This is a genomic window from Mycobacterium sp. ACS1612, assembly GCF_001667505.1.
In the GTDB taxonomy this organism is placed as follows: Bacteria; Actinomycetota; Actinomycetes; order Mycobacteriales; family Mycobacteriaceae; genus Mycobacterium.
On the sequence record NZ_LZHZ01000005.1, the window covers coordinates 98,503 to 124,966 of the forward strand.

Annotated in this window: 28 protein-coding genes; 20 read left to right on the forward strand and 8 right to left on the reverse strand. The window is 67.1% G+C overall.

Features of this window, described 5'->3' with window-relative positions; all coding sequences use genetic code 11:
• Nucleotides 1-7: 7 nt before the first annotated feature.
• Nucleotides 8-637, reverse strand: a complete 630-nt coding sequence (locus A5724_RS03060; protein WP_067796004.1) for a DedA family protein — start codon at nucleotides 635-637, stop codon at nucleotides 8-10.
• A 205-nt stretch (nucleotides 638-842) separates the two neighbouring features.
• On the opposite strand from A5724_RS03060, the gene A5724_RS03065 reads away from it, so the two are divergent.
• From A5724_RS03065 to A5724_RS03075, 3 genes are all read left to right on the forward strand, one after another.
• The gene (locus tag A5724_RS03065) at nucleotides 843-1,844 is read left to right on the forward strand and encodes a TerC family protein (protein WP_067796007.1); all 1,002 of its coding nucleotides are present in this window, start codon (nucleotides 843-845) and stop codon (nucleotides 1,842-1,844) included.
• A 45-nt stretch (nucleotides 1,845-1,889) separates the two neighbouring features.
• A complete protein-coding gene (locus A5724_RS03070; RefSeq protein ID WP_067796248.1) occupies nucleotides 1,890-2,288 on the forward strand; it encodes a hypothetical protein in 399 nt (132 codons plus the stop codon).
• A 302-nt stretch (nucleotides 2,289-2,590) separates the two neighbouring features.
• Nucleotides 2,591-3,913, forward strand: coding sequence for an acyltransferase (locus tag A5724_RS03075; RefSeq protein ID WP_067796010.1), 1,323 nt, complete (start codon nucleotides 2,591-2,593; stop codon nucleotides 3,911-3,913).
• A gap of 3 nt (nucleotides 3,914-3,916) precedes the next feature.
• Here the strand turns inward: A5724_RS03075 and A5724_RS03080 are convergent, their stop codons facing one another.
• Entirely contained in the window at nucleotides 3,917-5,068 is a 1,152-nt protein-coding gene (locus tag A5724_RS03080; RefSeq protein ID WP_067796015.1) for a serine hydrolase domain-containing protein, read from the reverse strand.
• A gap of 109 nt (nucleotides 5,069-5,177) precedes the next feature.
• Here A5724_RS03080 and A5724_RS03085 point away from each other — a divergent pair, with 109 nt between their 5' ends.
• Both A5724_RS03085 and A5724_RS03090 read left to right on the forward strand, forming a co-directional pair.
• Nucleotides 5,178-5,417, forward strand: a complete 240-nt coding sequence (locus A5724_RS03085) for a hypothetical protein (protein WP_067796016.1) — start codon at nucleotides 5,178-5,180, stop codon at nucleotides 5,415-5,417.
• A gap of 16 nt (nucleotides 5,418-5,433) precedes the next feature.
• Nucleotides 5,434-5,964 carry a hypothetical protein gene (locus A5724_RS03090; RefSeq protein WP_067796019.1) on the forward strand — a complete coding sequence of 177 codons (531 nt, stop codon included), beginning with the start codon at nucleotides 5,434-5,436 and terminating at the stop codon, nucleotides 5,962-5,964.
• A 2-nt stretch (nucleotides 5,965-5,966) separates the two neighbouring features.
• Here the strand turns inward: A5724_RS03090 and A5724_RS03095 are convergent, their stop codons facing one another.
• Complete coding sequence (locus A5724_RS03095) at nucleotides 5,967-6,488, reverse strand: 2-oxo-4-hydroxy-4-carboxy-5-ureidoimidazoline decarboxylase (RefSeq protein ID WP_232004682.1); 522 nt, start codon at nucleotides 6,486-6,488, stop codon at nucleotides 5,967-5,969.
• 125 nt (nucleotides 6,489-6,613) lie between these two features.
• The gene (locus A5724_RS03100; protein WP_067796022.1) at nucleotides 6,614-7,102 is read right to left on the reverse strand and encodes an inorganic diphosphatase; all 489 of its coding nucleotides are present in this window, start codon (nucleotides 7,100-7,102) and stop codon (nucleotides 6,614-6,616) included.
• Nucleotides 7,103-7,204: 102 nt separating this feature from the next.
• On the opposite strand from A5724_RS03100, the gene dacB reads away from it, so the two are divergent.
• From dacB to A5724_RS03125, 5 genes are all read left to right on the forward strand, one after another.
• Nucleotides 7,205-8,587, forward strand: a complete 1,383-nt coding sequence (dacB, locus tag A5724_RS03105; RefSeq protein WP_067796028.1) for a D-alanyl-D-alanine carboxypeptidase/D-alanyl-D-alanine-endopeptidase — start codon at nucleotides 7,205-7,207, stop codon at nucleotides 8,585-8,587.
• Nucleotides 8,584-9,636 (forward strand): zinc-dependent metalloprotease, encoded by a 1,053-nt coding sequence (locus tag A5724_RS03110; protein ID WP_082964831.1) that lies wholly within the window; start codon nucleotides 8,584-8,586, stop codon nucleotides 9,634-9,636. The genes dacB and A5724_RS03110 overlap by 4 nt, the downstream gene beginning before the upstream one ends.
• Nucleotides 9,615-10,604 (forward strand): tRNA lysidine(34) synthetase TilS, encoded by a 990-nt coding sequence (gene tilS / locus A5724_RS03115; protein WP_067796034.1) that lies wholly within the window; start codon nucleotides 9,615-9,617, stop codon nucleotides 10,602-10,604. The genes A5724_RS03110 and tilS overlap by 22 nt, the downstream gene beginning before the upstream one ends.
• Nucleotides 10,601-11,209 (forward strand): hypoxanthine phosphoribosyltransferase, encoded by a 609-nt coding sequence (gene hpt / locus A5724_RS03120; protein ID WP_067796037.1) that lies wholly within the window; start codon nucleotides 10,601-10,603, stop codon nucleotides 11,207-11,209. Before tilS ends, hpt begins: the two co-directional genes overlap by 4 nt.
• A 148-nt stretch (nucleotides 11,210-11,357) precedes the next feature.
• Entirely contained in the window at nucleotides 11,358-13,580 is a 2,223-nt protein-coding gene (locus A5724_RS03125) for a molybdopterin-dependent oxidoreductase (RefSeq protein ID WP_067796041.1), read from the forward strand.
• Nucleotides 13,581-13,586: 6 nt separating this feature from the next.
• Here A5724_RS03125 and A5724_RS03130 read toward each other — a convergent pair whose 3' ends face one another.
• The 4 genes from A5724_RS03130 to A5724_RS03145 are packed head-to-tail and all read right to left on the reverse strand — an operon-like array spanning nucleotide 13,587 to nucleotide 17,428.
• Entirely contained in the window at nucleotides 13,587-14,303 is a 717-nt protein-coding gene (locus A5724_RS03130) for an SIMPL domain-containing protein (protein ID WP_067796254.1), read from the reverse strand.
• A 16-nt stretch (nucleotides 14,304-14,319) separates the two neighbouring features.
• The gene (locus tag A5724_RS03135; RefSeq protein WP_067796045.1) at nucleotides 14,320-15,336 is read right to left on the reverse strand and encodes a zinc-binding dehydrogenase; all 1,017 of its coding nucleotides are present in this window, start codon (nucleotides 15,334-15,336) and stop codon (nucleotides 14,320-14,322) included.
• Nucleotides 15,336-16,535 (reverse strand): LLM class flavin-dependent oxidoreductase, encoded by a 1,200-nt coding sequence (locus A5724_RS03140; protein ID WP_067796046.1) that lies wholly within the window; start codon nucleotides 16,533-16,535, stop codon nucleotides 15,336-15,338. The genes A5724_RS03135 and A5724_RS03140 overlap by 1 nt, the downstream gene beginning before the upstream one ends.
• Entirely contained in the window at nucleotides 16,532-17,428 is an 897-nt protein-coding gene (locus A5724_RS03145; protein ID WP_067796257.1) for an alpha/beta fold hydrolase, read from the reverse strand. Before A5724_RS03145 ends, A5724_RS03140 begins: the two co-directional genes overlap by 4 nt.
• A 142-nt stretch (nucleotides 17,429-17,570) precedes the next feature.
• Between A5724_RS03145 and ftsH the strand changes: the two genes are divergently transcribed.
• The 10 genes from ftsH to panD all read left to right on the forward strand — a co-directional run bounded on the left by ftsH (nucleotide 17,571) and on the right by panD (nucleotide 26,462).
• Entirely contained in the window at nucleotides 17,571-19,874 is a 2,304-nt protein-coding gene (gene ftsH / locus A5724_RS03150) for an ATP-dependent zinc metalloprotease FtsH (RefSeq protein WP_067796051.1), read from the forward strand.
• A gap of 17 nt (nucleotides 19,875-19,891) precedes the next feature.
• The gene (gene folE, locus A5724_RS03155; RefSeq protein WP_067796055.1) at nucleotides 19,892-20,527 is read left to right on the forward strand and encodes a GTP cyclohydrolase I FolE; all 636 of its coding nucleotides are present in this window, start codon (nucleotides 19,892-19,894) and stop codon (nucleotides 20,525-20,527) included.
• A gap of 20 nt (nucleotides 20,528-20,547) precedes the next feature.
• Nucleotides 20,548-21,342 (forward strand): dihydropteroate synthase, encoded by a 795-nt coding sequence (gene folP, locus A5724_RS03160; protein ID WP_082964832.1) that lies wholly within the window; start codon nucleotides 20,548-20,550, stop codon nucleotides 21,340-21,342.
• A 2-nt stretch (nucleotides 21,343-21,344) separates the two neighbouring features.
• Entirely contained in the window at nucleotides 21,345-21,728 is a 384-nt protein-coding gene (gene folB, locus A5724_RS03165) for a dihydroneopterin aldolase (RefSeq protein WP_067796060.1), read from the forward strand.
• Nucleotides 21,725-22,237, forward strand: coding sequence for a 2-amino-4-hydroxy-6-hydroxymethyldihydropteridine diphosphokinase (folK, locus tag A5724_RS03170; protein ID WP_067796062.1), 513 nt, complete (start codon nucleotides 21,725-21,727; stop codon nucleotides 22,235-22,237). Before folB ends, folK begins: the two co-directional genes overlap by 4 nt.
• The gene (locus A5724_RS03175; protein WP_067796066.1) at nucleotides 22,237-22,713 is read left to right on the forward strand and encodes a DUF3180 domain-containing protein; all 477 of its coding nucleotides are present in this window, start codon (nucleotides 22,237-22,239) and stop codon (nucleotides 22,711-22,713) included. The genes folK and A5724_RS03175 overlap by 1 nt, the downstream gene beginning before the upstream one ends.
• Before the next feature lie 76 nt (nucleotides 22,714-22,789).
• Nucleotides 22,790-24,091 carry a DUF6779 domain-containing protein gene (locus A5724_RS33560; RefSeq protein ID WP_197518532.1) on the forward strand — a complete coding sequence of 434 codons (1,302 nt, stop codon included), beginning with the start codon at nucleotides 22,790-22,792 and terminating at the stop codon, nucleotides 24,089-24,091.
• Between the two features lie 81 nt (nucleotides 24,092-24,172).
• Nucleotides 24,173-25,123, forward strand: a complete 951-nt coding sequence (locus tag A5724_RS03185; protein WP_067796074.1) for a Rossmann-like and DUF2520 domain-containing protein — start codon at nucleotides 24,173-24,175, stop codon at nucleotides 25,121-25,123.
• Nucleotides 25,120-26,055 (forward strand): pantoate--beta-alanine ligase, encoded by a 936-nt coding sequence (gene panC / locus A5724_RS03190; RefSeq protein WP_067796077.1) that lies wholly within the window; start codon nucleotides 25,120-25,122, stop codon nucleotides 26,053-26,055. Before A5724_RS03185 ends, panC begins: the two co-directional genes overlap by 4 nt.
• A complete protein-coding gene (gene panD / locus A5724_RS03195) occupies nucleotides 26,055-26,462 on the forward strand; it encodes an aspartate 1-decarboxylase (protein ID WP_067796080.1) in 408 nt (135 codons plus the stop codon). Before panC ends, panD begins: the two co-directional genes overlap by 1 nt.
• Nucleotides 26,463-26,464: the final 2 nt, after the last annotated feature.

Genomic DNA, 26,464 nt, shown 5'->3' on the forward strand with positions numbered 1-26,464 from the left:
CAAGTTACTAAGCCGCGCGCTGGCCGCGATGGCGCCGCACGCGGTGCGTGATCACAATTGCGACAACGACGACGGCTGCGGCGACCACGTACCACTTGTACCGTTCGAACGTGTCGTAGATGTCGACAATGTGCTCGCCGGCAAGGTATCCCAGCGCAGCCCACGCGCCGACCCACAGCACCGCGCCAAGGGCGTTGTAGCCCAGAAATTTCAGCCAGTGCATGCCGACGATTCCCGCCAGCAGCCCGTTGATTTGGCGCAGCCCGTCGATGAAGCGCGCGACGGTGACGATTTTTCCGCCGTGCCGGTCGAAGAACGCCTCGGCGCGGTCCAGCCGTTGCGGAGTGAGGAAGACATAGCGGCCGAACCGCTCGGCGAGAGGGCGCCCGCCGAAGTGGCCGACGAGGAAGCCGATGTTGTCGCCGATCACGGCTGCGAGCACGGCGACCAGGAAGACCACCGCGATGTTCATCTGGCCCGCGCCGGCGAACACGGCCGCGGCGATCAACATGATCTCCCCTGGCACCGGCACGCCGAAGTCCTCGAAGAACAACATCCCCGCCACGCCGAGGTAGCCGTAGTGCTCCAGCAGCGGCTGGACGTCGGAGAAAACACCAGGAAGTTGGGCGTCAGCCATGGGGGTAACCGTAGGTTCACAAGCCCCGGTTTCGATGTGAGGCAGCTAGCTGGCACACTGGGTAGCGGAGGGGAGTATTCCTTCGCCGCTGTGTCGTCACCACGTCGACCGATATCGGACGACCGGCACCGCGGGCCTGCCAGCTATTTCGCGTGGCCAGGCGGGAGAGACCTCCGGCGTTCAACGACGGCCGGAGGCTTATTCGATGCAAGTGACCCAACTCGAGTGGATCATCACGCTCGGCGTGACGATCGCGGTGCTGCTGTTCGACGTGATCGTGATCGGCCGTCGGCCGCATGAACCGTCGAAACGGGAGCTTGCGACGTATCTGACCTTTTACGTCGCACTCGCAATCGGCTTCGGGTTGTGGACGTGGTTCTTCCACGGCAGCCAGTACGGGCTCGAGTTCTTCGCCGGATGGCTGACCGAGTACAGCCTGTCGGTGGACAACCTGTTCATCTTCTTGATCATCATGGCCAGCTTCAAGGTGCCGAAGAAGTACCAGCAGCAGGCGCTGTTGGTCGGCATCATTCTGGCGTTGATCTTCCGCGGCATCTTCATCGCACTGGGTGCGGTGGCGATCAACCAGTTCTCCTGGGTCTTCTACATTTTCGGGGCTTTCCTGATCTACACGGCGATCAACCTGGTCCGTGACACCGACCACGACGACGACGCGGAGAACTTCGTGGTCAGGTTCTCGCGCAAGCACCTCAGCCTCACCGAGACCTGGCATGGGTTGAGCCTGTGGGTCAAGGAGAACGGCAAGCGGCTGATGACGCCGATGTTCCTCGTCATCGTCGCGCTGGGCACCACCGACCTGCTGTTCGCGCTGGACTCGATTCCCGCGATCTACGGCCTCACTCAGGAGCCGTACTTGGTGTTCACCGCCAACGTGTTCGCGCTGATGGGCCTGCGGCAGCTGTACTTCCTGCTCGGCGACCTGCTGAAGCGCCTGGTCTACCTGTCGCAGGGGCTGGCGGTCATCCTGGCGTTCATCGGCGTGAAACTGCTGCTACACGCATTGCACGAGAACGAACTGCCGTTCATCAACGGTGGTGAGCATGTGCCGGTGCCCGACATCCCGACGTTGCTGAGCCTGGGCGTCATCATCGTCACGCTGGTGATCACGACGGCGGCCAGCCTCTACAAGACGCGCGTGCACGACGTGAAGAAGGATGCGGAGACGCAGACCTTGGATTCGGCCTGAGCGGAATCATCGACACGGTCGGCGTGTTTTCCTAGCGTGACCGGCGTGCGGCTATTCGTGGCGAACTCGCCGAGCGGTGACTGGAGTGAACTGACCGATGGCGATCAGCGCACGGTGCGCGTCGCCGCTTCCGACCTGCAGCAGGCCCGCCGCGCCAGGGCGCGCATCAGGGCCGGCGGTGACGACTCGGCGGTGATTCTCGATGTCACCGTCGCGGTGGCTGGCGACTTCCGTTCCGCGAGAAGCGTTCTCGGGCCTGCGCGAGAGACAGTGCAGTATGCGGGCACCATCGACGGACTCGCCGGGCTGATCTCCGACATCTCGCGGGCCGACGTCGCCGACGGTGTCACGTTGATTCCCGCTTCGCCGCGACAGGATCTGCGGGACCTGGGGCGTGAAGTGCTCCGATTGCTGTCCATGCACGATCAACCCAAGGCATCGTAACGTTGGATTGATTAGCTGCCGGTTGAGTTGTTCGCGATTCAGACTCGTTGAGGCGACGTTTCGGCTGCAGGTCACGTAACTGAACTTATTCCGGCAATACAATCCGGCGGCGTCGTGACGTCAAGTGGGTAGCATGCCTAGTGCTGTTTGTATGCGAAAACACCAGCCGCGATGTACAGTTTCTTAGCTGGCTGGTCGTGAACTTTCGTTGCTGTGACGATGGCGCAGCAGGTAGTGCAACTCTTTATGAAACAGGGGCGTCCTTTGCGCGTTTTTGCTATCCGCGTCAATTTCGAGGCGCGATGACCACGCAACCCACCACAGATTCGACCGAGGCGGACGCCACGAAGGTCGATTCCCCGCAGCAAACTCACAGGCGGGCGAGGATTATCGGGCTGGATGGCGTGCGCGGGCTGCTGTGTCTGAGCATCGCGATCACCCACGTCACGGGCTACTACACCGCCCACACCGCGCACGTCTGGAAGACGAATGTCTTCGGTTTCTCTCTCGTCTACTTTTTTGTGCTAAGTGGTTTCCTGCTGTTCCTGCCATATGTCCGAAATGTGGTTGCCGAGCGGTCCTCGGCGCACATGCCGAATGTGCGTGACTACGCGGTACACCGCCTCGCCCGGATCATGCCGGCATACCTGGTCATCTTTCTGATCGTGAATTTCGTGTTGCGGCTGTCCTATGTCGACAATGCGTCGCTGATGCCCGACGACGCCAAGACCGGAATCGGCGTCATCACCGCCCCCGGTGAATTGCTGGCCAACCTGGCGTTGGTGCAGACGTATTTTCCTGCGTACATCCAAACGGGCATCGGGCCGTCCTGGTCGCTGACGTTGGAGTACGCGTTCTACCTGTCGCTGCCGCTGCTGGGGTTTGCGGTGTTCGGTCTGCGCAAGCGCAGCGGACGAAATCCGTTCGTCGTCGCCATGTTGGCGCCCACCATCTTGTTGCTGGTCGGGTTGATCGGCCGCTCGCTTATTCCGGTGGTGAATCAGTATGCGGGCACCACCGACTTCATTCTGCTCAACTGGGGTCCGAACATCGCCGCGGTCTTCACCAAGAGCATCCTCACCAACGCGGACAACTTCGCGATGGGGATGTTCGCCGCGGTCGTGTTCGTCGCGATCGAGCGCGGCGCGCTGCCGCTGCGGATCAGTCGACGCATCCGGATGGCCAGTGCTGTCGCGATACTCCCCGTGCTGGTGGTCAGCGCCGCCTTCTTCGGCATCGCAGTGCAATTCGTGACGGCGGGCGTCGGTGTGGTCGCGGCCCTGATGATCCTCATCGTCGTCGTGCCCCTTGCGCACGGCCGGAAATCGAAGTTGGCGACCTTCCTCGACGTCCGCCCGATCCGCTACGTCGGCGAGATCTCGCTGTCGGCGTATCTGTGGCACTTCCCGATGCTGCTCCTGCTCGGCAAGCTCGGGTGGATGGCGGCCGACACGCTGCCGGGCATGCTGCACAACATCGTGCTGCTGCTCGCGGTGACGATCCTGGCCGCGACCGTCACGTTCTACCTGGTCGAAAAGCCCGCGATGAATTACGCCAGGCGTCTGCGCGCCAAGAAATCGCCTGCGTCGCCGGGTGAGTCGAAACTCACGCCGGCGGCCAAGTAACCGTCAACCAAGCGCGTCGAAGATGAGGTCGGCGTAGCGGATGGTGCGCTCGGTTCCCGTTGTCCCCGGACCCATCCTGTTCATGACATAGGAGAAGGTGGCGCGGTGGTCGGGGGCCATCACCACCATCGATCCGCCCCAGCCGCCCCAAAAGCAGACCCTGCCCTCCGGCACCCCGGGAACGCTTTCCGGCGACGGCAATCCGAACCCGATGCCGAACCGCAACGGCACCATCAGCACCAGGTCGATACCGTTGGATTGCTCCTGGAAGATCAGGTCGATGGTGTCCTCACTCAGCAACTGCACGCCGTTGGCCTTGCCGCCCAACGAGATTGGTGACAGGGCGCGCGCCAGCGCGCGGGCGTTGCCGTGACCATTGACACCGCCGATGTCGGCGCGGCGCCAGGGCGTTGTCTCGACGATCAGCGCGGTGTTCTCGTCGGGCGGGAAACCCGCGAATGTCTTGTAGGCGGGGTGGTCGTGGGGTAGGTCGTCGAGTGAGATGGGTAGCGGCGGAGGGGGAATCACCTCCGCGACGCGGTGCTCATCTGCGGGGCCGAGACCGATCTGCACGTCGGCCTGCAGGGGTGCGGCGATCTCGTCGCGCACGAACTCTTTGAGGGTTTTGCCGGTGGCGCGCCGGATCACCTCGCCGATCAGGTGCCCGTAGTTGACGGCGTGATAGCCGGACGCCGACCCCGGGGGCCACCAGGGCTCCTGGCGGGCCAAGTGGTCAGTCGCCTTCTCCCAGTCGTAGATGTCTTCGATGCCGAACGGCACCTGCCAACCCGATACGCCCGACGTGTGCGACATCAGGTGACGAACTTCGATGTCCTGCTTGCCGTTCTGAGCGAACTCCGGCCAGTAACTGGCGACCGGAGCGAACGCGTCGATATTGCCTCGGTCGATCGCGATCAGTGCGGCAAGCGCGGTCAGGGTCTTCGTGCACGAGAAGAAGTTCACGATCGTGTCCTGCGCCCACGGCGTCGTCTTCGCGCGGTCGGCGTGGCCGCCCCAGACGTCGACCACCATGTCGCCGTCGATATCGACGGCGATCGAGGCGCCCAGTTCCTCGCCTTTGGCGAGTTCGTCGGCCAGTGCGTCGGCGACCTTGGCGAAGCGACTCTCGCAGTGACCGTTCACGGCATCGTTCATCGGGCCATCATGCGGCATCGACGCGGAGTTGTTTGTCCAATGCGTCCAAAACGCGCGCGGGCGGCGTACCGTTTGCACTGCAAATTCCCAGCACGGGCGGAGGAATCTGATGCGCAAACTCGGCATGGCCCTTGCCATAACCGCGATGATGTTCGGCTCGGTGGCCACCGCGCAGACGGCATACGCGGCGCAGAGCTCACACGACACGAATGTGGCCACACAGCCGGCGGTGCCGGTCGGACCCAAGGTGCAGATGCTCGATTGCTACGGCACGACCGGCGGGATGGGCTGCGGGCCCGGATGGGTTTGGCGCGACGGTTGGCGCGGATTCGGCTGCTACCCCTGCTGACGGATAGGAGCACGACGTGAAGAGAGTTCAGACAATCGCCGGCGGAGTCGCTGCGGCCGCGGCGCTGACGTTCAGCGGGTTCGGTTATGCCGCAGCACAACCGGGCGATTTCAGCGCGTTGCCGGTGGACCCGAATTTGATCACCGACTCGCTCGCCTACAACGCGGCGCCCGCCGTGTTCAATCCGGATGGGCAGCCAGGTGTCGAGACGGTCTACACCCACCGCGACGGCAGTCGCACGATCACGAGCACCATCCTCGTGCTGCCCGACACGCAGGCCGCAACGGCCGCGTTGGACGCGGCGAGGGGACAACTGGCGGTCGCGGACGGCAAATCCCAACCCGCTGACGTTGGTTCGGGCGGGACGATACTGACGGGCATGTCACCGGACGGTTCGAAGTCCGTGACCGTCCTGTCCTTCACCCAGGGCAATGCCGCGGCCACCATCGAATTCGCGGGCGCGCCAAGCGATCCCGCGCCCGAGGACCTGGTCCTCGAACTGGGCAGGAAACAGGACACCGCGATCCAGGACTGGCAGGCGGCCTAGCCTCACCAGTTGTCGTAACCGCCTTCCGGGCCGAGCATGCGCTCGAGCCGGGTCCGGTTGATGCGCGCCAACTCGTTGCGCACGATCTTGCGCTCGGTGTCGCAGTCGTTGTGCAGCCGGTCGGTCATGGTGGCCAGCACGTCCTGCGCCGAATTGCCGTTGACGAACATCACGAACCCGAAGCCGAAGTGCTCCAGGTAGCGCTTGGAGGCGACGGTGAGCTTGTCCATCACCTCGGCCTGGTCGCACCACACGGCGCATTGTTCGGCCGCGGACTTCTCGCTGCCCGGCCGCCGTCCGACGTCGGGGTAGGCCTGCAGGATCGAGTTGATCGAATCCTCCGAAAGCCCGAACAACAGGGCGTCGGCGTGGCGGAACAACCGGTCGTGGCTGTCGTACGGGCGGCCGCGGGCGAGGTCGGCGGCCAGCGGCACGCTGTAGCAACACTCGTAGATCGCATGCACGGCTCGACGCATCGGCATTGCGTTGAACGCGTCCAGGCCGATTCCCTGATGCATCAACACACAGCAATCTTCAAGTGTGCAGAGCACGCCGACGTTACCGTGTGTTACGGCGAGGAAAAATCACCGCGGACGTGAGGAGCGAAATTAGCTACCGCGGACGTGAGGAGCGAAAAAATCAGCTACCGCTAGTGCCCGGCCTGTTTGAAGCGCTCGACGGAGGCCTTCAACTCCGCTTCGGCTTCCTCTCGGCCCACCCAGTCAGCGGCCTTGACGAACTTGCCCGGTTCCAGGTCCTTGTAGTGCACGAAGAAGTGTTTGATCGCCTCCAATTCGAAGGCGGGCACATCGTCGAGGTCCTGAATGTGGTCCCAGCGCGGGTCACCGGCAGGCACGCACAGCAGCTTGTCGTCGCCGCCCGCTTCGTCGGTCATTCTGAACATCGCGACCGGTCGCGCCTCGACGATGCAGCCGGGGAACACCGACTCGGGCAGCAGGACCAGCGCATCCAGCGGATCGCCGTCCTCACCGAGGGTGTTCTCGAAGAAGCCGTAATCGGTCGGATAACCCATCGGGGTGAACAGATAGCGGTCCAGCTTCACGCGGCCGGTTTCGTGGTCCACCTCGTATTTGTTGCGCGATCCCTTGGGGATCTCGATGACGACGTCGAACTCCACCGCCGCGGCTCCTCACGCATGTGCACAGGTCTGACAGGACGGGCCTCACCCTAACGGAGGGATACGCTGCTGTGAGGTGCTGGGCAACAGAGCGGGAGAGTTATGCGGCCGACGCAGTGGCGGCGATCAACGCATGTGCTGATCGGCGTGGCGGTGCTGCTGCTGGTGGCCGCCGTCGTCGCGGTGGCCGCCGTGCTCACCAGCGGCAACTCGACCAGCGATGCCCAGGTCGTGAAGCCGGCGCCGGCCGCGGCGACCGCAGCCCCCGGCGTCGTCCCGGTCGGCGACTCGGCGACCAAGCCGACCCCCGACCGGTTGGCCGGGCTGCTGGCGCCGCTGGTGGCCGACCCGAACCTGGGCGCCCTGACCGGAAGGATCACCGATGCGATCACCGGCGCGCAGTTGTGGGCGCAGGGCGCAGATGTGCCGATGCAGCCGGCGTCGGTGAACAAGACGCTGACCACTGCCGCCGCGCTGCTGGCGCTCGACCGCGACGCGCGGCTGACCACCCGTGTGCTGTCGACCGGGCAACCCGGCGTCGTCGTGCTCAAGGGTGGGGGCGACCCGACTCTGTCGGCCGCGCCACCGGGCAAACCGACCTGGTACAAGGGTGCGGCCCGGATCAGCGATCTGGCCGACCAGGTGCGTCGCAGCGGTATCGACGTCACCACCGTCCAGGTGGACGTCAGCGCGTTCAGCGGTCCGACCATGGCGCCGGGCTGGGATCCCGCCGATATCGGGGGTGGCGACATCGCGCCGATGGAGGCCGTGATGCTCGACGCCGGCCGCACCCAGCCGGTCACCGTCGAGTCCGGGCGCTCCACCAGCCCCGCCCTGGATGCGGGGCGCGCGCTGGCCGTCGCGCTGAGGGTGGACCCGGCGACCGTGACCATGCTGCCCAACGGGGTGCGCGGCGGTCAGGAGATCGCGTCGGTGCAGTCGCCGCCCCTGCTGGAGCGGCTGCGCCAGATGATGAACGAATCGGACAACGTGATGGCGGAGTCGATCGGCCGTGAGGTCGCCGCGCAGGCAGGCAAGCCGCAGAGTTTCGACGGCGCCGTGCGGGCCGTGCTCGGCGAACTCGACAGGGCCAAGATCGACACCAGCAATTCGCATCTGGTCGACTCCAGCGGACTGTCGGTCGACGACCGATTGACGGCCGAGACGCTCGACGAGGTGGTCAATGCGGCCGCAGGCAACGACCATCCCAAGCTGCGGCCCCTGGTCGACCTGCTGCCGATCGCCGGGGGCAGCGGCACGCTGTCCAACCGCTACCTCGACACGGACGCCGGCCGGGCGGCCGCGGGTTACCTGAGGGCCAAGACGGGCTCGCTGACCGGAACCAATTCGTTGGCAGGCATCGTCACCGACGCCAGCGGGCGGGTGCTCACCTTCGCGTTCATCTCCAACAACGCCGGGCCTACGGGCCGAACGGCGATCGACACCCTGGCCGCGGCGCTGCGATCCTGCGGGTGCAGCACATGAATTCGTCGACCAAACCGAAGCTGACCGTCGGCCGCGCCGTCGACTGGCAGTTCGCCGCCACCGTGGGCGCCAAACTCGCGCGTCCAGGTCCCGCCGCCACCGACTACACCCGCCGACAGGTCATCGAGCAGTTGGCCGAGGCGTCCCGCAGCGCCGAACTACCAGTCCGCGAGGTGACCGGCCTCAACGAGGGTGGTGAGATTCCCGAGGCCCACGTCGTCGACCGCGTCGAATGGATCCGCGCCGCAACGCAATCCATGCGGGTGATGACCGGCGGCACGCAAAGTCCACGCGGCATGATCACCAGCCGCATCACCGGTGCGCAAACCGGCGCGGTGCTGGCGTTCATCTCGTCGGGCATTCTCGGCCAGTACGACCCGTTCGGGCCCAACGGCGGCGAACTGTTGCTGGTCTATCCGAACGTCATCGCCGTCGAACGCCAATTGCGGGTGTTGCCAGCCGACTTCCGGCTGTGGGTGTGCCTGCATGAAGTCACACACCGAGTGCAGTTCCGGGCCAATCCCTGGCTGGCCGAGCACATGTCACAGTCGCTGGCCGTGCTGACGGACGACGCCACCCAGGACATCACCGAGGTGGTCGGCCGACTTGCCGAGTTGGTTCGCAACAGGCGCGATGGCGTTGCGCCCGAACCGAATTCGACCGGTGTGCTCGGGTTGCTGCGCGCTGTGCAATCGGAACCGCAGCGCCGCGCGCTCGACCAACTGCTGGTGTTGGGCACTCTGCTGGAGGGGCATGCCGACCACGTGATGGACGGGGTCGGCCCGGCGGTGGTGCCGACCGTCGCCACCATCAGGCGCCGGTTCGACGAGCGCCGCAGACGCAAACAGCCTCCGCTGCAGCGCATCGTGCGGGCCCTTCTCGGTTTCGACGCCAAGCTCAGCCAGTACACCCGCGGTAAGGCGTTCGTCGACCATGTCGTCGGCCGGGTCGGGATGGCCCGCTTCAACGCTGTCTGGTCGAACGCCGAAACCTTGCCGCTGCCAACCGAAATCGACGAGCCGCAGCGATGGATCGACAGGGTGCTGTAGCGACGCTGAAGTCGGCGCTGGCCGCATTCGCCAGCGAGTTCGTCGCCGACGAGCAACGCTGGTGTGTCGCGCTGTCCGGCGGCGCGGATTCGTTGGCGCTGACCGCGGTGGCCGCCGCGGTGAGACCGACCAGCGCACTGATCGTCGATCATCGGCTGCAACCCGACTCCGGTCGCGTCGCGGCAACCGCCCGGCAACAGGCGCTGACATTGGGATGCGTTGAGGCGCAAGTGCTTTGTGTCGACGTCGGTACCGAGGGCGGACCTGAGGCCGCCGCGCGCGCCGCCCGCTACCGGGCGCTGGATGCCGCGCGCGACGACGCCTCGGTGCTGTTGGCGCACACACTCGACGACCAAGCCGAGACGGTGCTGCTGGGGCTCGGCAGGGGTTCGGGTCCGCGGTCGATCGCAGGGATGCGGCCCAGCGATCCGCCGTGGTACCGCCCGCTACTCGGCGTCCGCCGCGCGGTGACCCATGCGGCGTGCGACGAGTTGGGCCTGACTCCGTGGCACGACCCGCACAACGCCGACCGCCGATTCACCCGCAGCAGACTGCGCTCCGAGGTACTGCCGTTGCTGGAGGACGTGCTCGGCGGCGGGGTCGCCGAGGCGCTGGCCCGCACCGCGGCCGCATTGCGTGAAGACACCGACGCCCTCGACCGGTTGGCCGACGAGGCGTTGGCCGAGGTCGGCACGGGCTCAGGTTCAATTGCCGGCTCGGCCGGCGGTGCACTGGACACCGCGCGGTTGGCTGCGCTGCCGGAGGCGCTCCGACGCAGGGTGATTCGCGGCTGGCTGCTGGCAGGCGGTGCGAGCGGGCTGACCGACAAACAGATCCGCGGCGTCGACACTCTGGTCACCGCGTGGCGCGGTCAGGGCGGAGTCGCCGTCGGTTCACCACTGCGCAGTCGGCGCCTGATCGCGGGGCGCCGCGACGGGATGCTGACGCTGCACACCGAACCGGTGTGAAGGTGTGGCACGCTGTGGACGTGGTCGAGCAACCTACGGAGCTTTATCCCGGCGACATCAAGTCGGTGTTGCTCTCGTCGCAGGCGCTCCAGGACAAGATCGCCGAACTCGGCGAGCGGGTCGGCGACGACTACCGCGACGCGATCGCCGAGAACTCCCAAGACCTGCTCCTGATCACCGTTCTCAAGGGCGCGGTCTTCTTCGTCACCGACCTGGCGCGGGCCATTCCGCTGCCCACCCAGCTGGAGTTCATGGCGGTCAGTTCCTACGGTTCGTCGACGTCGTCGTCGGGTGTGGTGCGCATCCTCAAGGACCTGGACCGCGACATCAACGACCGAGACGTGCTGATCGTCGAGGACGTTGTCGACTCCGGGCTGACGTTGTCCTGGCTACTGCGGAACCTGGCGACGCGGCGTCCGCGGTCGCTGCGGGTGTGCACGCTGCTGCGTAAGCCCGACGCGGTGCGCGCCGACGTCGACATCGCCTACGTCGGCTTCGACATCCCCAACGAGTTCGTCGTCGGCTACGGCCTCGACTATGCCGAGCGCTACCGTGACCTGCCGTACATCGGCACGCTGGACCCGAAGGTGTACGAGCAGTCCTGACCCCGCCGGCCTAGCCCGGCCCGCCGAAATGCACGTTTTGGTGACAGAGTACGAGTAGGCGCGTACAAAACGTGCATTCCGAGCCAACAGGCGTCGGTTATGTGCCGGGTAATGGCGGAGATCGGGCTCCGCGACGCAAGATAGCTCAATGACGGAAACAGCCCTGCGGATCTGCCCGCTGTGTGAGGCCACCTGCGGCCTGACGCTGACCATCTCCGACGGCCGGGTGACGGCCGCGCGCGGCGACCGCGAGGACGTCTTCAGCCACGGATTCATCTGCCCGAAGGGCGCCAGCTTCGCCGAACTCGACAACGATCCCGACCGGCTGAGCGGGCCGTTGGTCCGCCGCGACGGCGAGCTCACCGAAGCCACCTGGGACGAGGCCTACGCGGTGGTCGCCGAGCGGCTCGGCGCGGTGATCCGTGACCACGGCGGCGCGTCGGTCGGCGTCTACCTCGGCAACCCGAACGCGCACACGATCGCAGGCAGCCTCTACGCGCCGTTGATCATCCGCGCGCTGCGCACCCGCCAGATGTTCAGCGCCAGCACGCTGGACCAGATGCCCAAGCACGTCGCGCTGGGACACATGTTCGGCAGCCCCGTCGCGTTCACCGTGCCCGATCTGGACCGCACCGACTATCTGGTCATCATCGGCGCGAATCCCCTTGTCTCCAACGGAAGTTTGGCCACCGCCACCGATTTCCCCGGCAAGCTGCGCGCCCTGCGCAAGCGCGGCGGCAAGCTGACAGTCATCGACCCGGCGCGCACCCGCACCGCCGAACTGGCCGACCGCCACCTCGCCCCGCGGCCCGGCACCGACGCCGCGCTGCTTTTCGCCGTCGTCCACGTGCAGTTCGACGAAGACCTGGTCGCACCGGATCTCGGCGGCCTGGCCGATCACGTCAACGGACTGGAGCAGGTCCGCGAACTGGCCGACGCGTTTGCCCCCGAGACGGTAGCCGCGCACTGCGGTGTGGCCGCCGACGAGATACGCGTCCTGGCCCGTGAGATCGCAGCGGCGCCCACGGCGGCGGTGTACGGCCGAATCGGTACGTCCACAGTCGAATTCGGCACAATCGGCAGCTGGCTCGTCGACGTCATCAACGTGCTGACCGGAAACCTCGACCGACCGGGTGGCGCGATGTTCCCGCTCGGCGCGGCGATGCCGGCACCGCGACCCGCCGGGCCCGGCAAGGGTTTCGCCACCGGGCGATGGCACAGCCGCGTCTCGGGGTATCCGGAGGCGCTCTCCGAACTACCCGCCGCCGCGCTCGCCGAGGAAATCGACACCGAAGGGGACGGCCAGATCAAGGCGATGATCACGATCGCGGGCAACCCGGTGCTGTCGGCTCCCGACGGCGACCGCCTCGACCGTGCGCTCGACAGCGTCGAGTTCATGCTCAGCATCGACCCGTATCTCAACGAGACCACGTGTCACGCCGACGTGATCATGCCGCCACCGCCGCCGTCGCGGGCCGGTCACTACGACTTCGCGCTGAACAACCTCGCGGTGCGCAACAACGCCCGCTATACGCCGCCCGCCGTGGCGTTGGACGGCAGGCCCGACGAACCGGAGATCCTGTCGCGGCTGGCGCTGATCCTCTACGGCGTGGGCCACGACCAGGATCCTGGCCTGGTCGACCAACAGGTCATCACCACCACCCTCGAGAAGGAGGCCGCGGACCCGCATTCGCCGGTGGCCGGGCGCGCAGTCGATGAGATGATCGCGATGCTGATCGACGGACCCGGCTACGAACGCAGGCTGGACATGATGCTGCGACTCGGCCCCTACGGCGACGCGTTCGGCGCCAATCCCGACAGTCTGACGCTTCAGCGGCTGAAAGCGGCACCGCACGGCATCGACCTCGGCCCGCTGCAGCCGCGGATCCCCGAGGTGCTCAAAACACGTTCAGGCCGAATCGAACTCGCTCCGGAGGCGTTGATCGCCGACGTGGCGCGGCTGCGGGATTCGCTGGGCCGCGACGACGACGGCTTCGTGCTGATCGGTCGTCGGCACCTGCGTTCGAACAACAGCTGGATGCACAACCTGCCTGCGCTGGCCGGCGGCACCAACCGCTGCACGTTGCAGATCCATCCGGACGATGCCGCCGAACTCGGGTTGACGGACAACGCGTCGATCAAGGGCCCCGGCGGCGACCTGGTGGCGCCGATCGAGCTGACGCCGGGCATGCGGCGCGGTGTCGTCTCGCTGCCGCACGGCTGGGGACACGACCGCGGCGGCACCCGTCAGCTGGTCGCCGCCGACCAACCGGGTGTCAACGTCAACCAACTCAACGACGGCGGACAGCTCGACCCGCTGTCGGGAACCGCCGTGCTCAACGGCATCCCGGTGGTGGTGTCACCGGCCTGACGGAAATCAGGTGAGCTCGAAGATGACCGTCACGGAGAAGTTCACGGTCTGCTGACCGGGTTCCACCGGCACCGCTGCCATCTCGGCGCCCTTGAAGTTGGGCAGCGGGGTGGGCGGCGGGGACCCGCCCGACTCGGTGATCGAGACGACCTTGCCGAGGTGCAGCCCGGACAGCTGTGCGTACTGCTGAGCGCGGTCCTTGGCGTCGTTGAACGCGCGCGCCCTGGCGTCCTTCACCAGCTGTGAGTCGTCGTCGAGCGAATAGTTCACCGAGTTGATCCGGGTGGCGTCGCCGCCGGTGTTGATGATCGACGCCAGCGTCTGCGATGCGGTGTCGAGCTTGCGGACCTTGATGTCGATCGAATTGTTCGCACGGTAGCCGACGATGGTGGTGCTGTCGCCGCCCGCGAACTGTGGCTGCAGGCTGACATTCGAGGTGCTGATGTCCTTGCGGTCGATGCCTGCCCCGACCAACGCGTCGATGACCGCCTGCTGACGATCGCTGGTCTGGTTCATCGCGCCACTGACGTCGGGCGCGACGAACTCGATGGACGCGTTGACGTTCAGCGTGTCTGGCGCACCCTGCACCTCACCCGCCCCCACCACGGTGACTTGACGGGTTTGGTTGTCGGAGGAGCCCGTTGGCCCGGATGTCGAGTCGCAGGCCGAGAGTCCAACGGCGGCAAGCGCCGCCGCGGCGATGAGAAGCAGACGGGTGGGCATGCCTGGCACCATACCGTCAGGGAGTCACCAGGATCTTGCAGTGCGCATCGGGATGGGCCAGGTCGTCGAACGCGGCGCCGACGCCGTCCAGACCGACCTCCCCGGTGATCATCGGTGCGACGTCGATGTCGCCCTCGGCGATCGCGCGCAGGCAATCGGTGAACTCGGTCGGGTCGTAGGCCAGGACGAACTGCACGTTGATCTGCTTGGCGATCGCGAAGTACGGGTGGAAGGTGTCGGCCTGCATGCAGACGCCCGCTACGACGACGCGTGCGCCGACCGGCGCCCGACGCAGGATGTCGTCGATGATGCCAGGCACGCCGACCGCCTCGAAGATGACCGCAGGCCGTGCGCTGTCGAACGGGGAGGCTTCGGCGGGGTCGACGGTGGCGGTGGCGCCCATGGCCTGCGCCAGGTCGCGTCGGCGTGCCGAAAAGTCGGCTGCGACAATACTTTCCACACCGAGACGACGCAGACCGGCGATGACCGCGAGCCCAATCGGCCCACAGCCCAGCACCAACGCCGCCTCGCCGCGCTGGATCGAGGACTTGTTCACCGCGTGCAGGCCGACGGCCATCGGTTCGGTCAGCGCAGCGTGCCGCGGGTCCAGTCCGTTCGGAATCGGCGTCACCAGGGGCGCGCTCAACAGCATCCGCTCGGCGTATCCACCGATGGTCTTGTTGGAGTAAACGATTGGCTCGACGCCGGTCGCCGACACGAGCACCGGCAGTGAGGTGACCAGTGTGCCCGCGGCGGGGGCTTCGGTGTCGGGACCCGCCTCCAGCAGCTCGGCGCTGAACTCGTGACCCATAAAGATGTCGCGGTTCAGATCGATGTTCATGGTGCCGCCGCCGAAGCCCTCGATCTGGTTGTTCAGTTCCAGGACGTCCGCGCCGTGTTGGGCGAAATGCAAGTCAGAGCCGCAGATTCCGCACGCTTTTACGCCGACCAGCACCTGGCCCGGTCCGGGGACCGGTTCGGCCACGTCGTCGCGGAGTACCATGCGACCGCCGCGCAGCACCGAGGCGCGCATCAGGACTTCTGTTCCTTCAGTTCGTCGGTGTGCTCGCTGATCGCCTTGACGATCGCCTCGCCTGCGCGGCCGAGCAGCTTGTCGCGCATGCCCTTTGCCCAGTCGTGCGATGCCCGCGGTGCGATCAACTGACCCTTGAAGTGCGGGATCACCTCGCGGGCGAACAGTTCGTAGGAGTGGTAGGTGGCCGCGGGTGAGGCCCAGTCGTGGCCGAGCAGCAGCAGCGTGCCGAATCCACCGGACTGCTCGAGCAGGTCGTGGATGTAGGCCACCGCGTCGCCGGGGGTGCCGATGCAGCAATTGCCCATGCCCGCGTATTCGGCGACGAAATCCCGCGGCGATTGTGTTCCCGCGGCACCGTCGCTGGCATTCGACAAGGGCACGAACCCGGCCGCGCCGAAATAGTTCGCGAAGTCCTGCAATCCGTACGTGCAGTCGTCGATGGCCTGCTCCCTGGTGTCGGCCAGATGCATGATGGCCAGCACCCGCCAGTCGGCGCGGTCGGGTTCGTCACGGCCCGACTTCGACGCCTGATCCGTCACCACCTGCCAGGTGTTCTCCAGTGCCGCATAACCGCCGGGGACCGACATCGACAGCGACAGCAGCGACGTGCCGAGCGCGCCGGCCAGCCGCGGCCCCGACGGGGAAATCATTGCCGCGGTGGAGATTTCGGGATACGGCCAGGTGAACGGACGGATGTGCAATTGCGCGTCGCGCAGCGTGAACCAGTCGGACTGCCGGTCGATCCGCTCGTCGGGTGCCGCGCGGAACAGCGCTAGGATCGCCTCGAGTGACTCCTGCATCATCCGGCGCTGCTCGACCGGGTCGATGCCCATCATGTAGGCATCGGACGGCAGCGCTCCAGGCCCGGTGCCGAACATCACCCGCCCGCGGGTGAGATGGTCCAGCAGCACCCACCGGTCGGCCACCATCAGCGGATGGTGGTAGGGCAGCGAAACCACACCGGTGCCCAGCCGAATGTGCTTGGTGCGCTCGGCGGCAGCCGCGATGAACACCTCCGGGCAGGCGATCAACTCGTATCCGCCGGAATGGTGCTCGCCGAACCACACCTCGTCGTACCCGAGCTTGTCCAGTGCGACGGTGCGGTCCAGGTCGTATTCCAGTGCAACGGTGGGGGATTGGCCAACCGGGTGGAACGGCGTGATGAAGACGCCGAAGTTCAACGGTCTGTCTGTCATGACTGCTCCAGTTCTGCGAGGAATGCCAGCAGGATGCCATTGACCTCGTCGGGCCGCTCCTGCTGCACCCAGTGGCCCGCGCCTTCGATCCACTTCTCTGTGTACGGCCCCGCCACCATCTGGTGGGCGCGGGCGGGATTCATCGTCGGGCCCACCGGGTCGGCCGTCCCGCCGACGAACAGTGCGGGCACCTCGATCTTCGCGTCGGCCAACTGCGGCGTCGACTCCCAGTTGCGGTCGTAGTTGCGGTACCAGTTCAGCGCGCCGGTGAATCCGGTCCTGCTGAATTCGGCCACGTAACGCTCGAACTCTCGGGCGCTGATCCAGTTCGGCAGCGGTGCCGGCCCCGCCGCCAGACCGGCGAACATCCCGCTCATCGTGGCGGCCACGTCGGCCTCCATCTCGGCCTCGGCAACCCCTGGTTCCTGGAAGCGCAACATGTAGAAGTCCTCGCCGAACTTCTGTCGCCAACGCTCGGTGGGTCGGGACCGGGCACGCGGAATGGGCGGGACCGACAGGCCCGCGGCCGCCCTGACGCGCTGCGGGTGCAGCACGGCGGTGTGCCACACCACCATGGCTCCCCAGTCGTGGCCGATGAACACCGCCCGTTCGGTGCCGATCTCGTCGAGTAGGCCGACGAGATCGCCGGTGAGGGCGTGGATGTCGTAGTCGTCGACGGCCTCAGGCTGCTCGGAGCCGCCGTAGCCGCGTTGATCGGGGGCCAGCACGTGATAGCCGGCCGCCGCGAGCACCGGGATCTGGTGTCGCCACGAGTAGGCCAGTTCGGGAAAGCCGTGGGCCAATACGACGACGGGAGCACCCGCCTCACCTGCCTCGTACAACCGCAGCGAAACGCCGTTGGTCTCGACTAACCGCTCGGTCGAGGTGAGCACGACCACAGCCAAGCACAGGGCGGTGGTTGCCGAAAGAGTGCCCGAGAGAACCGCCGGGAACCTTCCTTCGTTGGTCTAGCGGTAGCCTGAACTATTCCAGCTGCGCGTATTGGAAGGACCTGCCCGCGAGGGCCGATGCTTGATGAACCGGAAAAATGTGATCCGCACGCTCACCGCGATCGCCGTGGTGCTGTTGCTCGGCTGGTCGTTCTTCTATTTCAGTGACGACACCCGCGGCTACAAACCCGTCGACACCTCGGTGGCGATGGCCCAGATCAGCAGCGACAACGTCAAGAGCGCGCAGATCGACGACCGCGAGCAGCAGTTACGGCTCGAGCTGAAGAACGGCAACGCCGACACCGACAACAGCGACAAGGTCATCGCCAAGTACCCGACCGGGTACGCCGTGCCCCTCTTCGACGCGCTGAGCGCGAAGAACACCAAGATCAACACGGTGGTGAACCAGGGCAGCATGCTCGGCTCGCTGCTGATCTATCTGCTGCCGCTGCTCCTGCTGGTCGGCCTGTTCGTGATGTTCTCCCGGATGCAGACCGGCGGCCGAATGGGCTTCGGATTCGGCAAGTCGAGGGCCAAACAGCTGTCGAAGGACATGCCCAAGACCACGTTCGCCGACGTGGCAGGCGTCGACGAAGCCGTCGAGGAGCTCTACGAGATCAAGGACTTCCTGCAGAACCCCAGCAGGTATCAGGCGCTGGGCGCCAAGATCCCCAAGGGTGTGCTGCTCTACGGGCCGCCAGGCACCGGCAAGACTCTGTTGGCCAGGGCGGTCGCAGGCGAGGCCGGGGTTCCGTTCTTCACGATTTCAGGTTCGGACTTCGTCGAGATGTTCGTCGGCGTCGGCGCCTCCCGGGTGCGCGACCTGTTCGAGCAGGCCAAGCAGAACAGCCCGTGCATCATCTTCGTCGACGAGATCGATGCCGTCGGCCGCCAGCGCGGCGCCGGCCTGGGCGGCGGCCACGACGAACGCGAGCAGACCCTGAACCAGTTGCTCGTCGAGATGGACGGTTTCGGTGACCGGCAGGGCGTCATCCTGATCGCCGCCACCAACCGTCCCGACATCCTCGACCCGGCGCTGCTGCGGCCGGGCCGCTTCGACCGCCAGATCCCGGTGTCCAACCCCGATCTGGCAGGCCGTCGTGCGGTGCTGCGTGTGCACTCGCAAGGCAAGCCGATCGCGCCCGATGCCGACCTCGACGGTCTGGCCAAGCGCACCGTCGGCATGTCCGGCGCCGACCTGGCCAACGTGATCAACGAGGCCGCGCTGCTGACCGCGCGCGAGAACGGCACCGTGATCACCGGGCCCGCGCTCGAGGAGGCCGTGGACCGCGTCGTCGGCGGGCCGCGGCGCAAGAGCCGCATCATCAGCGAGCAGGAGAAGAAGATCACCGCCTACCACGAAGGCGGCCACACGCTCGCGGCATGGGCGATGCCCGACATCGAGCCCATCTACAAGGTGACGATTCTGGCCCGCGGTCGCACCGGCGGGCACGCCGTCGCGGTGCCCGAGGACGACAAAGGTCTGATGACCCGCTCGGAGATGATTGCCCGACTGGTGTTCGCGATGGGCGGACGCGCCGCCGAGGAACTGGTGTTCCGCGAGCCCACCACCGGCGCGGTGTCCGATATCGAGCAGGCCACCAAGATCGCCCGCGCGATGGTCACCGAATACGGCATGAGCTCCAAACTGGGCGCGGTGCGGTACGGCACCGAACACGGCGACCCGTTCCTCGGCCGCACCATGGGCACTCAGGCCGATTACAGCCATGAGGTCGCCCAGATCATCGACGACGAGGTCCGCAAGCTCATCGAGGCCGCGCACACCGAGGCCTGGGAGATCCTGACCGAATACCGCGACGTGCTCGACACTTTGGCAGGCGAACTGCTCGAGAAGGAGACGCTGCACCGCGCCGAGCTGGAGGCCATCTTCGGCGACGTGAAGAAGCGGCCGCGGCTGACCATGTTCGACGACTTCGGCGGCCGCGTGCCGTCCGACAAGCCGCCGATCAAGACGCCGGGCGAGTTGGCCATCGAACGCGGTGAGCCGTGGCCCAAGCCCGTCCCGGAACCCGCCTTCAAGGCGGCTATCGCCCAGGCGAGCAGGGAAGCGGCGGCCCGGCAGGCGCACCAGACCAACACAAACGGCAACGGCGCCAACGGACTTCCCGCCAACGCGCCGACCCAGCCGGACTACGGCGCGCCCGCCGGCTGGCATGCCCCCGGCTGGCCGCCGCCGCCGCAGGCTCCCGGCCAGCAGCCGCAGGGCCAACAGCCGCAGCACGGCTACTGGTACCCGCCGCCGCACTGGCAGAACCCGTATCCGTACCAGCCCTATCCGCAGCAAGGACATCCGGCCCCGCAGGGCACCCAGCCCGCGCCGGGACCGAGCGAGGATCCGGGACAGGACACCAGCCGGTCCAACGGCTGACACACAACGGAGGCTTGATGACTCCGCGCACCCGAGGAGCGGATGACCAGGTGTCGCACCACAACTCGACCACGTTCAATCACCGCGTCTTCGACCAGGAACGCGCCGAGTCGGCCGTCCGCGAGCTGCTGATCGCCGTCGGCGAGGACCCCGACCGACATGGCCTCGAGGACACGCCCGCCCGGGTGGCCCGTGCGTACAAGGAGTTGTTCGCCGGGCTGTACACCGACCCGGATACGGTGCTGGACACCACCTTCGACGAACAGCACGACGAACTGGTGCTGGTCAAGCAGATCCCGATGTATTCGACGTGCGAACACCACCTGGTTTCGTTCCACGGGGTGGCCCACGTCGGCTACATCCCCGGGGTGGACGGCCGCGTCACCGGGTTGTCGAAGATCGCCCGACTGGTCGACCTGTACGCCAAACGTCCGCAGGTGCAGGAGCGGCTGACAGCGCAGATCGCCGACGCGCTGATGCGCAAGCTGAACCCGCGCGGGGCGATCGTGGTCGTCGAGGCCGAGCATCTGTGCATGGCGATGCGCGGAGTCCGCAAACCGGGCGCGGTCACCACGACGTCGGCGGTGCGTGGCCAGTTCAAGACCGATAAAGCGTCAAGGGCCGAGGCGCTGGATCTCATCCTGCGGAGGTGACCGCGACGCGCGTGCAGGTCATGGGGGTCGTCAATGTCACTGACGATTCCTTCTCGGACGGGGGACTGTTCTTGGACCGCGACCGCGCGGTCGATCACGGGCTCTCGCTGGCCGCCGAAGGCGCCGCGATCGTCGACGTCGGAGGTGAGTCGACCCGCCCCGGCGCCACCCGCATCGAGCCGCGTATCGAATCGGGACGCGTGCTGCCGGTGATCAAAGAGCTTGCCGGACATGGCATCACAGTCAGCATCGACACCATGCACGCCGAGGTGGCGCAGGCGGCGCTGGAGAACGGCGCCCAGATCGTCAACGACGTGTCCGGCGGGCGCGCCGATCCGAACATGGCGCCACTGCTGGCCGACGCGAAAGTGCCGTGGGTGCTGATGCACTGGCGGGCGGTCGGGACGGCCCGGCCGCACGAGGTGCCCACCTACCGCGACGTGGTCGCGGAGGTCCACGACGAGCTGATGGCCAGCGTGGATGCGGCCGTGGCCGCCGGCGTCGACCCGGCCAAGCTGATCATCGACCCCGGCCTGGGATTCGCCAAGACAGCACAACACAATTGGGCGTTGCTGCGCGCGTTGCCGCGCTTCGTCGCGACCGGTCTACCGGTGCTCGTCGGCGCGTCCCGCAAGCGCTTCCTCGGCACCCTGCTGGCCGGATCCGACGGTGAACCGCGGACACCGGACGGCAGGGAAACCGCCACCGCGGTGATCTCGGCGCTGGCCGTGTTGAACGGGGCGTGGGGGGTGCGGGTGCACGACGTGCAGGCGACGGTGGATGCGCTCAAAGTCGTCGAGGCTTGGAACGGCTGACCATGGCTGATCGAATCGAGTTGCGCGGCTTAACCGTTCGCGGTTTCCATGGTGTGTACGACCACGAGCGGCGCGACGGGCAGGACTTCGTCGTCGACATCACGGTGTGGGTCGACCTGGCGGCAGCCGCGGCAAGCGACGATCTTGCCGACACGCTCGACTACGGCGCACTGGCGCAACGGGCGGCCGATGTTGTCTCCGGGCCGCCGCGCAAGCTCATCGAAACGGTGGCGGGTGAGATCGCCGACGACGTGATGGCCGATGACCGGGTGCACGCTGTCGAGGTCGTCGTGCACAAACCGTCGGCACCGATCCCGTTGACCTTCTCGGATGTGGCTGTGACGGCGAGGCGGTCCCGGCGCGGTGGCCGCGGAGGTGCCGGGTGAGCCGGGTCGTTCTGTCCATCGGGTCCAATCTCGGCGATCGGCAGGCTCGGCTGCAGTCGGTGGTCGACGGTCTCGACGGCGCGGTGCGTGCGGTGTCGCCGGTGTACGAGACGGATGCGTGGGGCGGCGTCGAACAGGGATCGTTCCTCAACGCGGTGCTGATCGCCGACGATCCGGCGCTGGACTGCCGCGGTTGGCTACATCGGGCGCAGGAGCTGGAAGCGGCCGCCGAGCGTGTCCGGGAGCAGCGGTGGGGTCCGCGCACCCTCGACGTCGATCTCGTGGTCTGCCACGACGGGCAGCGCGAGGTCACCTCGCACGACGCCGAACTCACGTTGCCGCACCCGCTGGCGCATCAGCGGGCGTTCGTGTTGATCCCGTGGCTGGCGGTGGACCCGGCCGCGACGTTGACCGTCGCTGGTCAATGCCGCGCCGTCGCCGATCTGCTCGCCGAGCTGGCGCCCGACGAGCGTGACGGCGTGCGTCGCACCGAGGTGGCGCTGGGCTGATGGGACCCACCCGCAAACGTGACCTGACGGCCGCGGCGACGCTCACTGCCGTGGCGGGCTACCTGCTGGTGGTACTGGTGTACCGCTATTTCCCGCCGATCGATGTGTGGACGGGGATCTCGCTGCTGGCCGTTGCCGTCGCCGAGGCCGGCTGGGCGTTCTATGTGCGAAACAAAATCAACGAAGGGGAGATCGGCGACGCCCGCGGTTGGCTTCATCCGCTTGCCGTGGCGCGGTCGGTGTTGGTCGCCAAGGCGTCGGCCTGGGTGGGCGCGCTGGTCCTCGGCTGGTGGATCGCGGTGCTGTGCTACCTGTTACCGCGCCGCAGCACGTTGCGGGTCGCGGGGGAGGACACCGCGGGCGCGGTCGTCGCCGCCGTGAGCGCCCTCGCGTTGGTGATAGCTGCGCTGTGGCTGCAGCATTGCTGCAAGTCGCCGCAGGACCCGCACGACAACGCCGACGGGGCGACCGAGTAGCTGACCGGCGTCGTCGACCGCCGAATCGCCGAAAGGGTCGACACGCGAGATGACCTGTGACGGGTACAGTCGGCCCATGGCCGATCTGTCTCGCGGTACGCGCTCCAGGCGCGCTGTCCGCAGGCCGGGTTGGGTGCTGCTGACGGTGTTGCTGGTGCTCGCCATCGGGGCGAGCTCCGCCCTGGTGTTCACCAACAAGGTGGAATTGCTGAAACTGGCTGTCATCCTGGCGTTGTGGGCCGCGGTGGTGGCGGCGTTCGTCTCGGTGATCTACCGCAGGCAAAGCGATATCGACCAAGCCAAGGTGCGAGACCTGAAGCTGGTATACGACTTGCAGTTGGACCGCGAGATCTCCGCGCGCCGCGAGTACGAGTTGACGGTGGAAACCCAGCTGCGCCGCGAGCTGACGTCGGAGATCCGGGCCCAGGCCGCCGACGAGGTCGCCGGTCTGCGCGCCGAATTAGCTGCGCTGCGGGCCAGTTTGGAGATCTTGTTCGACGCGGACCTGTCGCATCGGCCCGCGCTGGAAACCGATCGCAGCCGAAGCTATGGCGACTGGCCGCGCACCACGGAGACGGCGGGTCGGGTCATGGCGAGCCGGCTCGACGCTGACGAGCGCGAGGACCTCGACGCCACCACCGAGGAAAGCCCCATCATCGACGTGCCCGCCGAACCCGAGGCCGAGTGGGTGCCGCCGGACGCCGGGGGCGCGCACCGCAGACCGTCGGAGACCGAGCAGGAGCGCGGACGCCGCCATCGCGTCGAGGAACAGCCGCGCGCATACACCTCGCCACCACCGACGGCCGCCGAGACGACGACCCAATTCACTTGGGAGCCACCGCGACAGGAGCCGACACCGCCGCCGCCGCCGGAGCCGACACCGCCGCCTCCGCCCCCGGAACCGGAACCGGAACCGGAACCGGAACCGGAACCGGAACCGGAACCGGTTGCGCCTACTAGGGATTGGCAGCCCGCGCCCGCCGAGGGGCAGTGGATTCCCGCGGGCGCGCCCGGCAGCAACTGGGTGGCACCCACCGTGGAAGAACCGACGGGCGAGAACCGAACAGCCGACGAATACGTCGGCAGACGACGGGCACCCGAGCCCGCGATGCAGACCCCGCCCGTCGAATCCCGCCGCGGCCGCCACTCCGCCCCCGCGGACACCGCCGATCCCGGTCGCCCGCCTGCGCCGCCGACCCTGCACACCGAGCCGCGCCACCCCGAGCCCGAACCGGCGCAGGAACAACCCGCCGAGCGCTCAGAAGGGCGACGACACCGCAGCGCGGAGGACACCGGCGGACAGTCGGTCGCCGAACTGCTGGCCAGGCTCCAGGCCACCCCGACCGGAGGCGGTCGTCGCAGGCGCCGCGACGAGTGAGTTAGGCTCGTGGCGACCGTCCGGTACCCGCAACGCAGGACCGGAACGATGAACACACGACATTTTGCGAGGTCGTCTGCGATGGAGCAGCCCCCAGCGCACGCGCGGGGTCCCGAGTCCGGACTGCGCCCGGCGCGGCTCACAATCGGCATCATCTCCGCTGGACGCGTCGGTACGGCGTTGGGTGTTGCGTTGGAACGCGCCGAGCACGTGGTGGTCGCGTGCAGCGCGATCTCGCAGGCGTCCCGGCAGCGTGCCGAACGCAGGCTGCCCGACACCGCGGTGCTGCCGCCCGACGAGGTGGCGCGCCGCGCCGAACTGTTGGTGCTGGCCGTGCCCGACGCCGAACTCCCCGGCTTGGTCGGCGGTCTGGCCGCGACCTCAGCGGTCCGGCCCGGCACCATCGTCGCGCATACATCGGGTGCCAACGGCATCGGCGTACTGGCGCCGTTGACCGGACAGGGCTGCATCCCACTGGCCATCCATCCCGCCATGACGTTCACCGGCGGGGACGAGGACATTGCGAGGCTGTCGGAAGCCTGTTTTGGTGTGACGGCCGCCGACGAGGTCGGCTACGCGATCGCCCAGTCGCTGGTGCTCGAGATCAGCGGCGAGCCGTTTCGGGTGCGCGAGGATGCGCGCACGCTGTATCACGCCGCACTGGCACACGCGAGTAACCACCTGGTGACCGTGATGCTGGACGCGGTCGAAGCGTTGCGGGCGGCGTTGTGGGGTCAGGAGTTGTTGGGCCAGGAGCTGGTTGGCGACGCGCCGGGCGGCATCGCCGAACGCGTGATCGGCCCGCTGGCGCGGGCGTCGCTGGAGAACTCGCTGCAGCGCGGGCAGGCGGCGCTGACCGGTCCGGTCGCGCGCGGTGACGCCAACGCGGTCGCAGGCCACCTGCGGGCTCTCGCCGAGGTGGATCCGCAACTGGCACAGGCATATCGGGCCAACTCGCTGCGCACCGCGCAGCGCGCACATGCCCCCAAGGAAGTGTTCGCAGTGTTCTCCGACTCCTCGGGACAATCATGACCAAGCCACGATTCAGCGCAGGCGAACTCAACGTCTACTCCAGCCCACGTGACGTTCACGACGTCACCAGGGCACTGCGCGCGACAGGCCGCAGGGTGATGCTGGTGCCGACGATGGGTGCCCTGCACGAGGGTCACCTGACGCTGGTCAGGTCGGCCAAGAAGGTCCAGGGCGCCGTGGTGGTGGTGTCGATTTTCGTCAACCCGTTGCAGTTCGGACCGACTGAAGACCTCGACGCGTACCCGCGCACACTCGACGACGATCTGGCATTGCTGCGCGCCGAGGGCGTCGAGATCGCGTTCGCGCCGACGGCCGCCGACATGTACCCCGATGGCAGGCGGACCTCCGTGCACCCTGGCCCGCTCGGGGAGGAGCTCGAAGGTGCCGCCCGCCCAACGCATTTTGCGGGCGTGCTGACCGTCGTGCTCAAGCTGCTGCAGATCGTGCAACCCGATCGCGCCTTCTTCGGCGAGAAGGATTACCAGCAACTCGTGGTGATCCGGCAGATGGTCGCCGACCTCAACATCGACACGCAGATCGTCGGTGTGCCGATCGTCAGGGAAGCCGACGGGCTTGCCATGTCATCACGTAACCGCTATCTCAACGACGTTGAACGCGAGCAGGCGGGAGCGCTGTCGGCAGCGCTGCTGGCGGGCATGTACGCCGCATCGGGCGGCGCGGCGGCGGCGCTGGACGCCGCGCGTGCGGTGCTGGACGAGGTGCCCGCCATCGACGTCGACTATCTCGAAGTGCGCGATCCGCTGCTCGGGCCGGCGCCCGTCGAAGGTATCGCCCGCATGCTCATCGCCGCCAGGCTCGGCGGCACCAGACTTCTCGACAACATCGCCATCGACATCGGCGCCACCACCGGTGCCGACGGGCATCCACGCGTCGGCGCTCAAGAGAGCCACGAATTACCTTGGAGAAATTGATGTTACGGACAATGCTGAAGTCGAAGATTCACCGCGCCACGGTGACGCAGGCCGATCTGCACTACGTCGGCTCGGTGACCATCGACGCCGACCTGATGGACGCGGCCGACCTGCTCGAGGGTGAGCAGGTCACGATCGTCGACATCGACAACGGTGCACGGCTGGTCACCTACGCCATCACCGGTAAGCGCGGTAGCGGTGTGATCGGGATCAACGGCGCTGCAGCGCATCTCGTGCATCCGGGCGACTTAGTGATCCTGATTGCCTACGGCACAATGGAAGACGCCGCGGCCAAGGCCTATCAACCGCGGGTGGTGTTCGTCGACGCCGACAACAAGCAGATCGACCTCGGTAGTGACCCCGCCCATGTGCCGGCCGATGCGGCCGCGCTGATGTCCGCGCGGTAGCG

What these genes read in the sequence shown, in the direction of transcription:
- A5724_RS03060 (WP_067796004.1), bottom strand. Translation starts at nt 637, where the DNA reads ATGGCTGACGCCCAACTTCCTGGTGTTTTCTCCGACGTCCAGCCGCTG.
- A5724_RS03065 (WP_067796007.1), top strand. Translation starts at nt 843, where the DNA reads ATGCAAGTGACCCAACTCGAGTGGATCATCACGCTCGGCGTGACGATC.
- A5724_RS03075 (WP_067796010.1), top strand. Translation starts at nt 2,591, where the DNA reads ATGACCACGCAACCCACCACAGATTCGACCGAGGCGGACGCCACGAAG.
- A5724_RS03080 (WP_067796015.1), bottom strand. Translation starts at nt 5,068, where the DNA reads ATGAACGATGCCGTGAACGGTCACTGCGAGAGTCGCTTCGCCAAGGTC.
- A5724_RS03085 (WP_067796016.1), top strand. Translation starts at nt 5,178, where the DNA reads ATGCGCAAACTCGGCATGGCCCTTGCCATAACCGCGATGATGTTCGGC.
- dacB (WP_067796028.1), top strand. Translation starts at nt 7,205, where the DNA reads ATGCGGCCGACGCAGTGGCGGCGATCAACGCATGTGCTGATCGGCGTG.
- A5724_RS03110 (WP_082964831.1), top strand. Translation starts at nt 8,584, where the DNA reads ATGAATTCGTCGACCAAACCGAAGCTGACCGTCGGCCGCGCCGTCGAC.
- tilS (WP_067796034.1), top strand. Translation starts at nt 9,615, where the DNA reads ATGGATCGACAGGGTGCTGTAGCGACGCTGAAGTCGGCGCTGGCCGCA.
- A5724_RS03125 (WP_067796041.1), top strand. Translation starts at nt 11,358, where the DNA reads ATGACGGAAACAGCCCTGCGGATCTGCCCGCTGTGTGAGGCCACCTGC.
- A5724_RS03130 (WP_067796254.1), bottom strand. Translation starts at nt 14,303, where the DNA reads ATGCCCACCCGTCTGCTTCTCATCGCCGCGGCGGCGCTTGCCGCCGTT.
- A5724_RS03135 (WP_067796045.1), bottom strand. Translation starts at nt 15,336, where the DNA reads ATGCGCGCCTCGGTGCTGCGCGGCGGTCGCATGGTACTCCGCGACGAC.
- A5724_RS03140 (WP_067796046.1), bottom strand. Translation starts at nt 16,535, where the DNA reads ATGACAGACAGACCGTTGAACTTCGGCGTCTTCATCACGCCGTTCCAC.
- ftsH (WP_067796051.1), top strand. Translation starts at nt 17,571, where the DNA reads ATGAACCGGAAAAATGTGATCCGCACGCTCACCGCGATCGCCGTGGTG.
- folE (WP_067796055.1), top strand. Translation starts at nt 19,892, where the DNA reads ATGACTCCGCGCACCCGAGGAGCGGATGACCAGGTGTCGCACCACAAC.
- folP (WP_082964832.1), top strand. Translation starts at nt 20,548, where the DNA reads ATGGGGGTCGTCAATGTCACTGACGATTCCTTCTCGGACGGGGGACTG.
- folB (WP_067796060.1), top strand. Translation starts at nt 21,345, where the DNA reads ATGGCTGATCGAATCGAGTTGCGCGGCTTAACCGTTCGCGGTTTCCAT.
- A5724_RS03175 (WP_067796066.1), top strand. Translation starts at nt 22,237, where the DNA reads ATGGGACCCACCCGCAAACGTGACCTGACGGCCGCGGCGACGCTCACT.
- A5724_RS33560 (WP_197518532.1), top strand. Translation starts at nt 22,790, where the DNA reads ATGGCCGATCTGTCTCGCGGTACGCGCTCCAGGCGCGCTGTCCGCAGG.
- A5724_RS03185 (WP_067796074.1), top strand. Translation starts at nt 24,173, where the DNA reads ATGGAGCAGCCCCCAGCGCACGCGCGGGGTCCCGAGTCCGGACTGCGC.
- panC (WP_067796077.1), top strand. Translation starts at nt 25,120, where the DNA reads ATGACCAAGCCACGATTCAGCGCAGGCGAACTCAACGTCTACTCCAGC.
- panD (WP_067796080.1), top strand. Translation starts at nt 26,055, where the DNA reads ATGTTACGGACAATGCTGAAGTCGAAGATTCACCGCGCCACGGTGACG.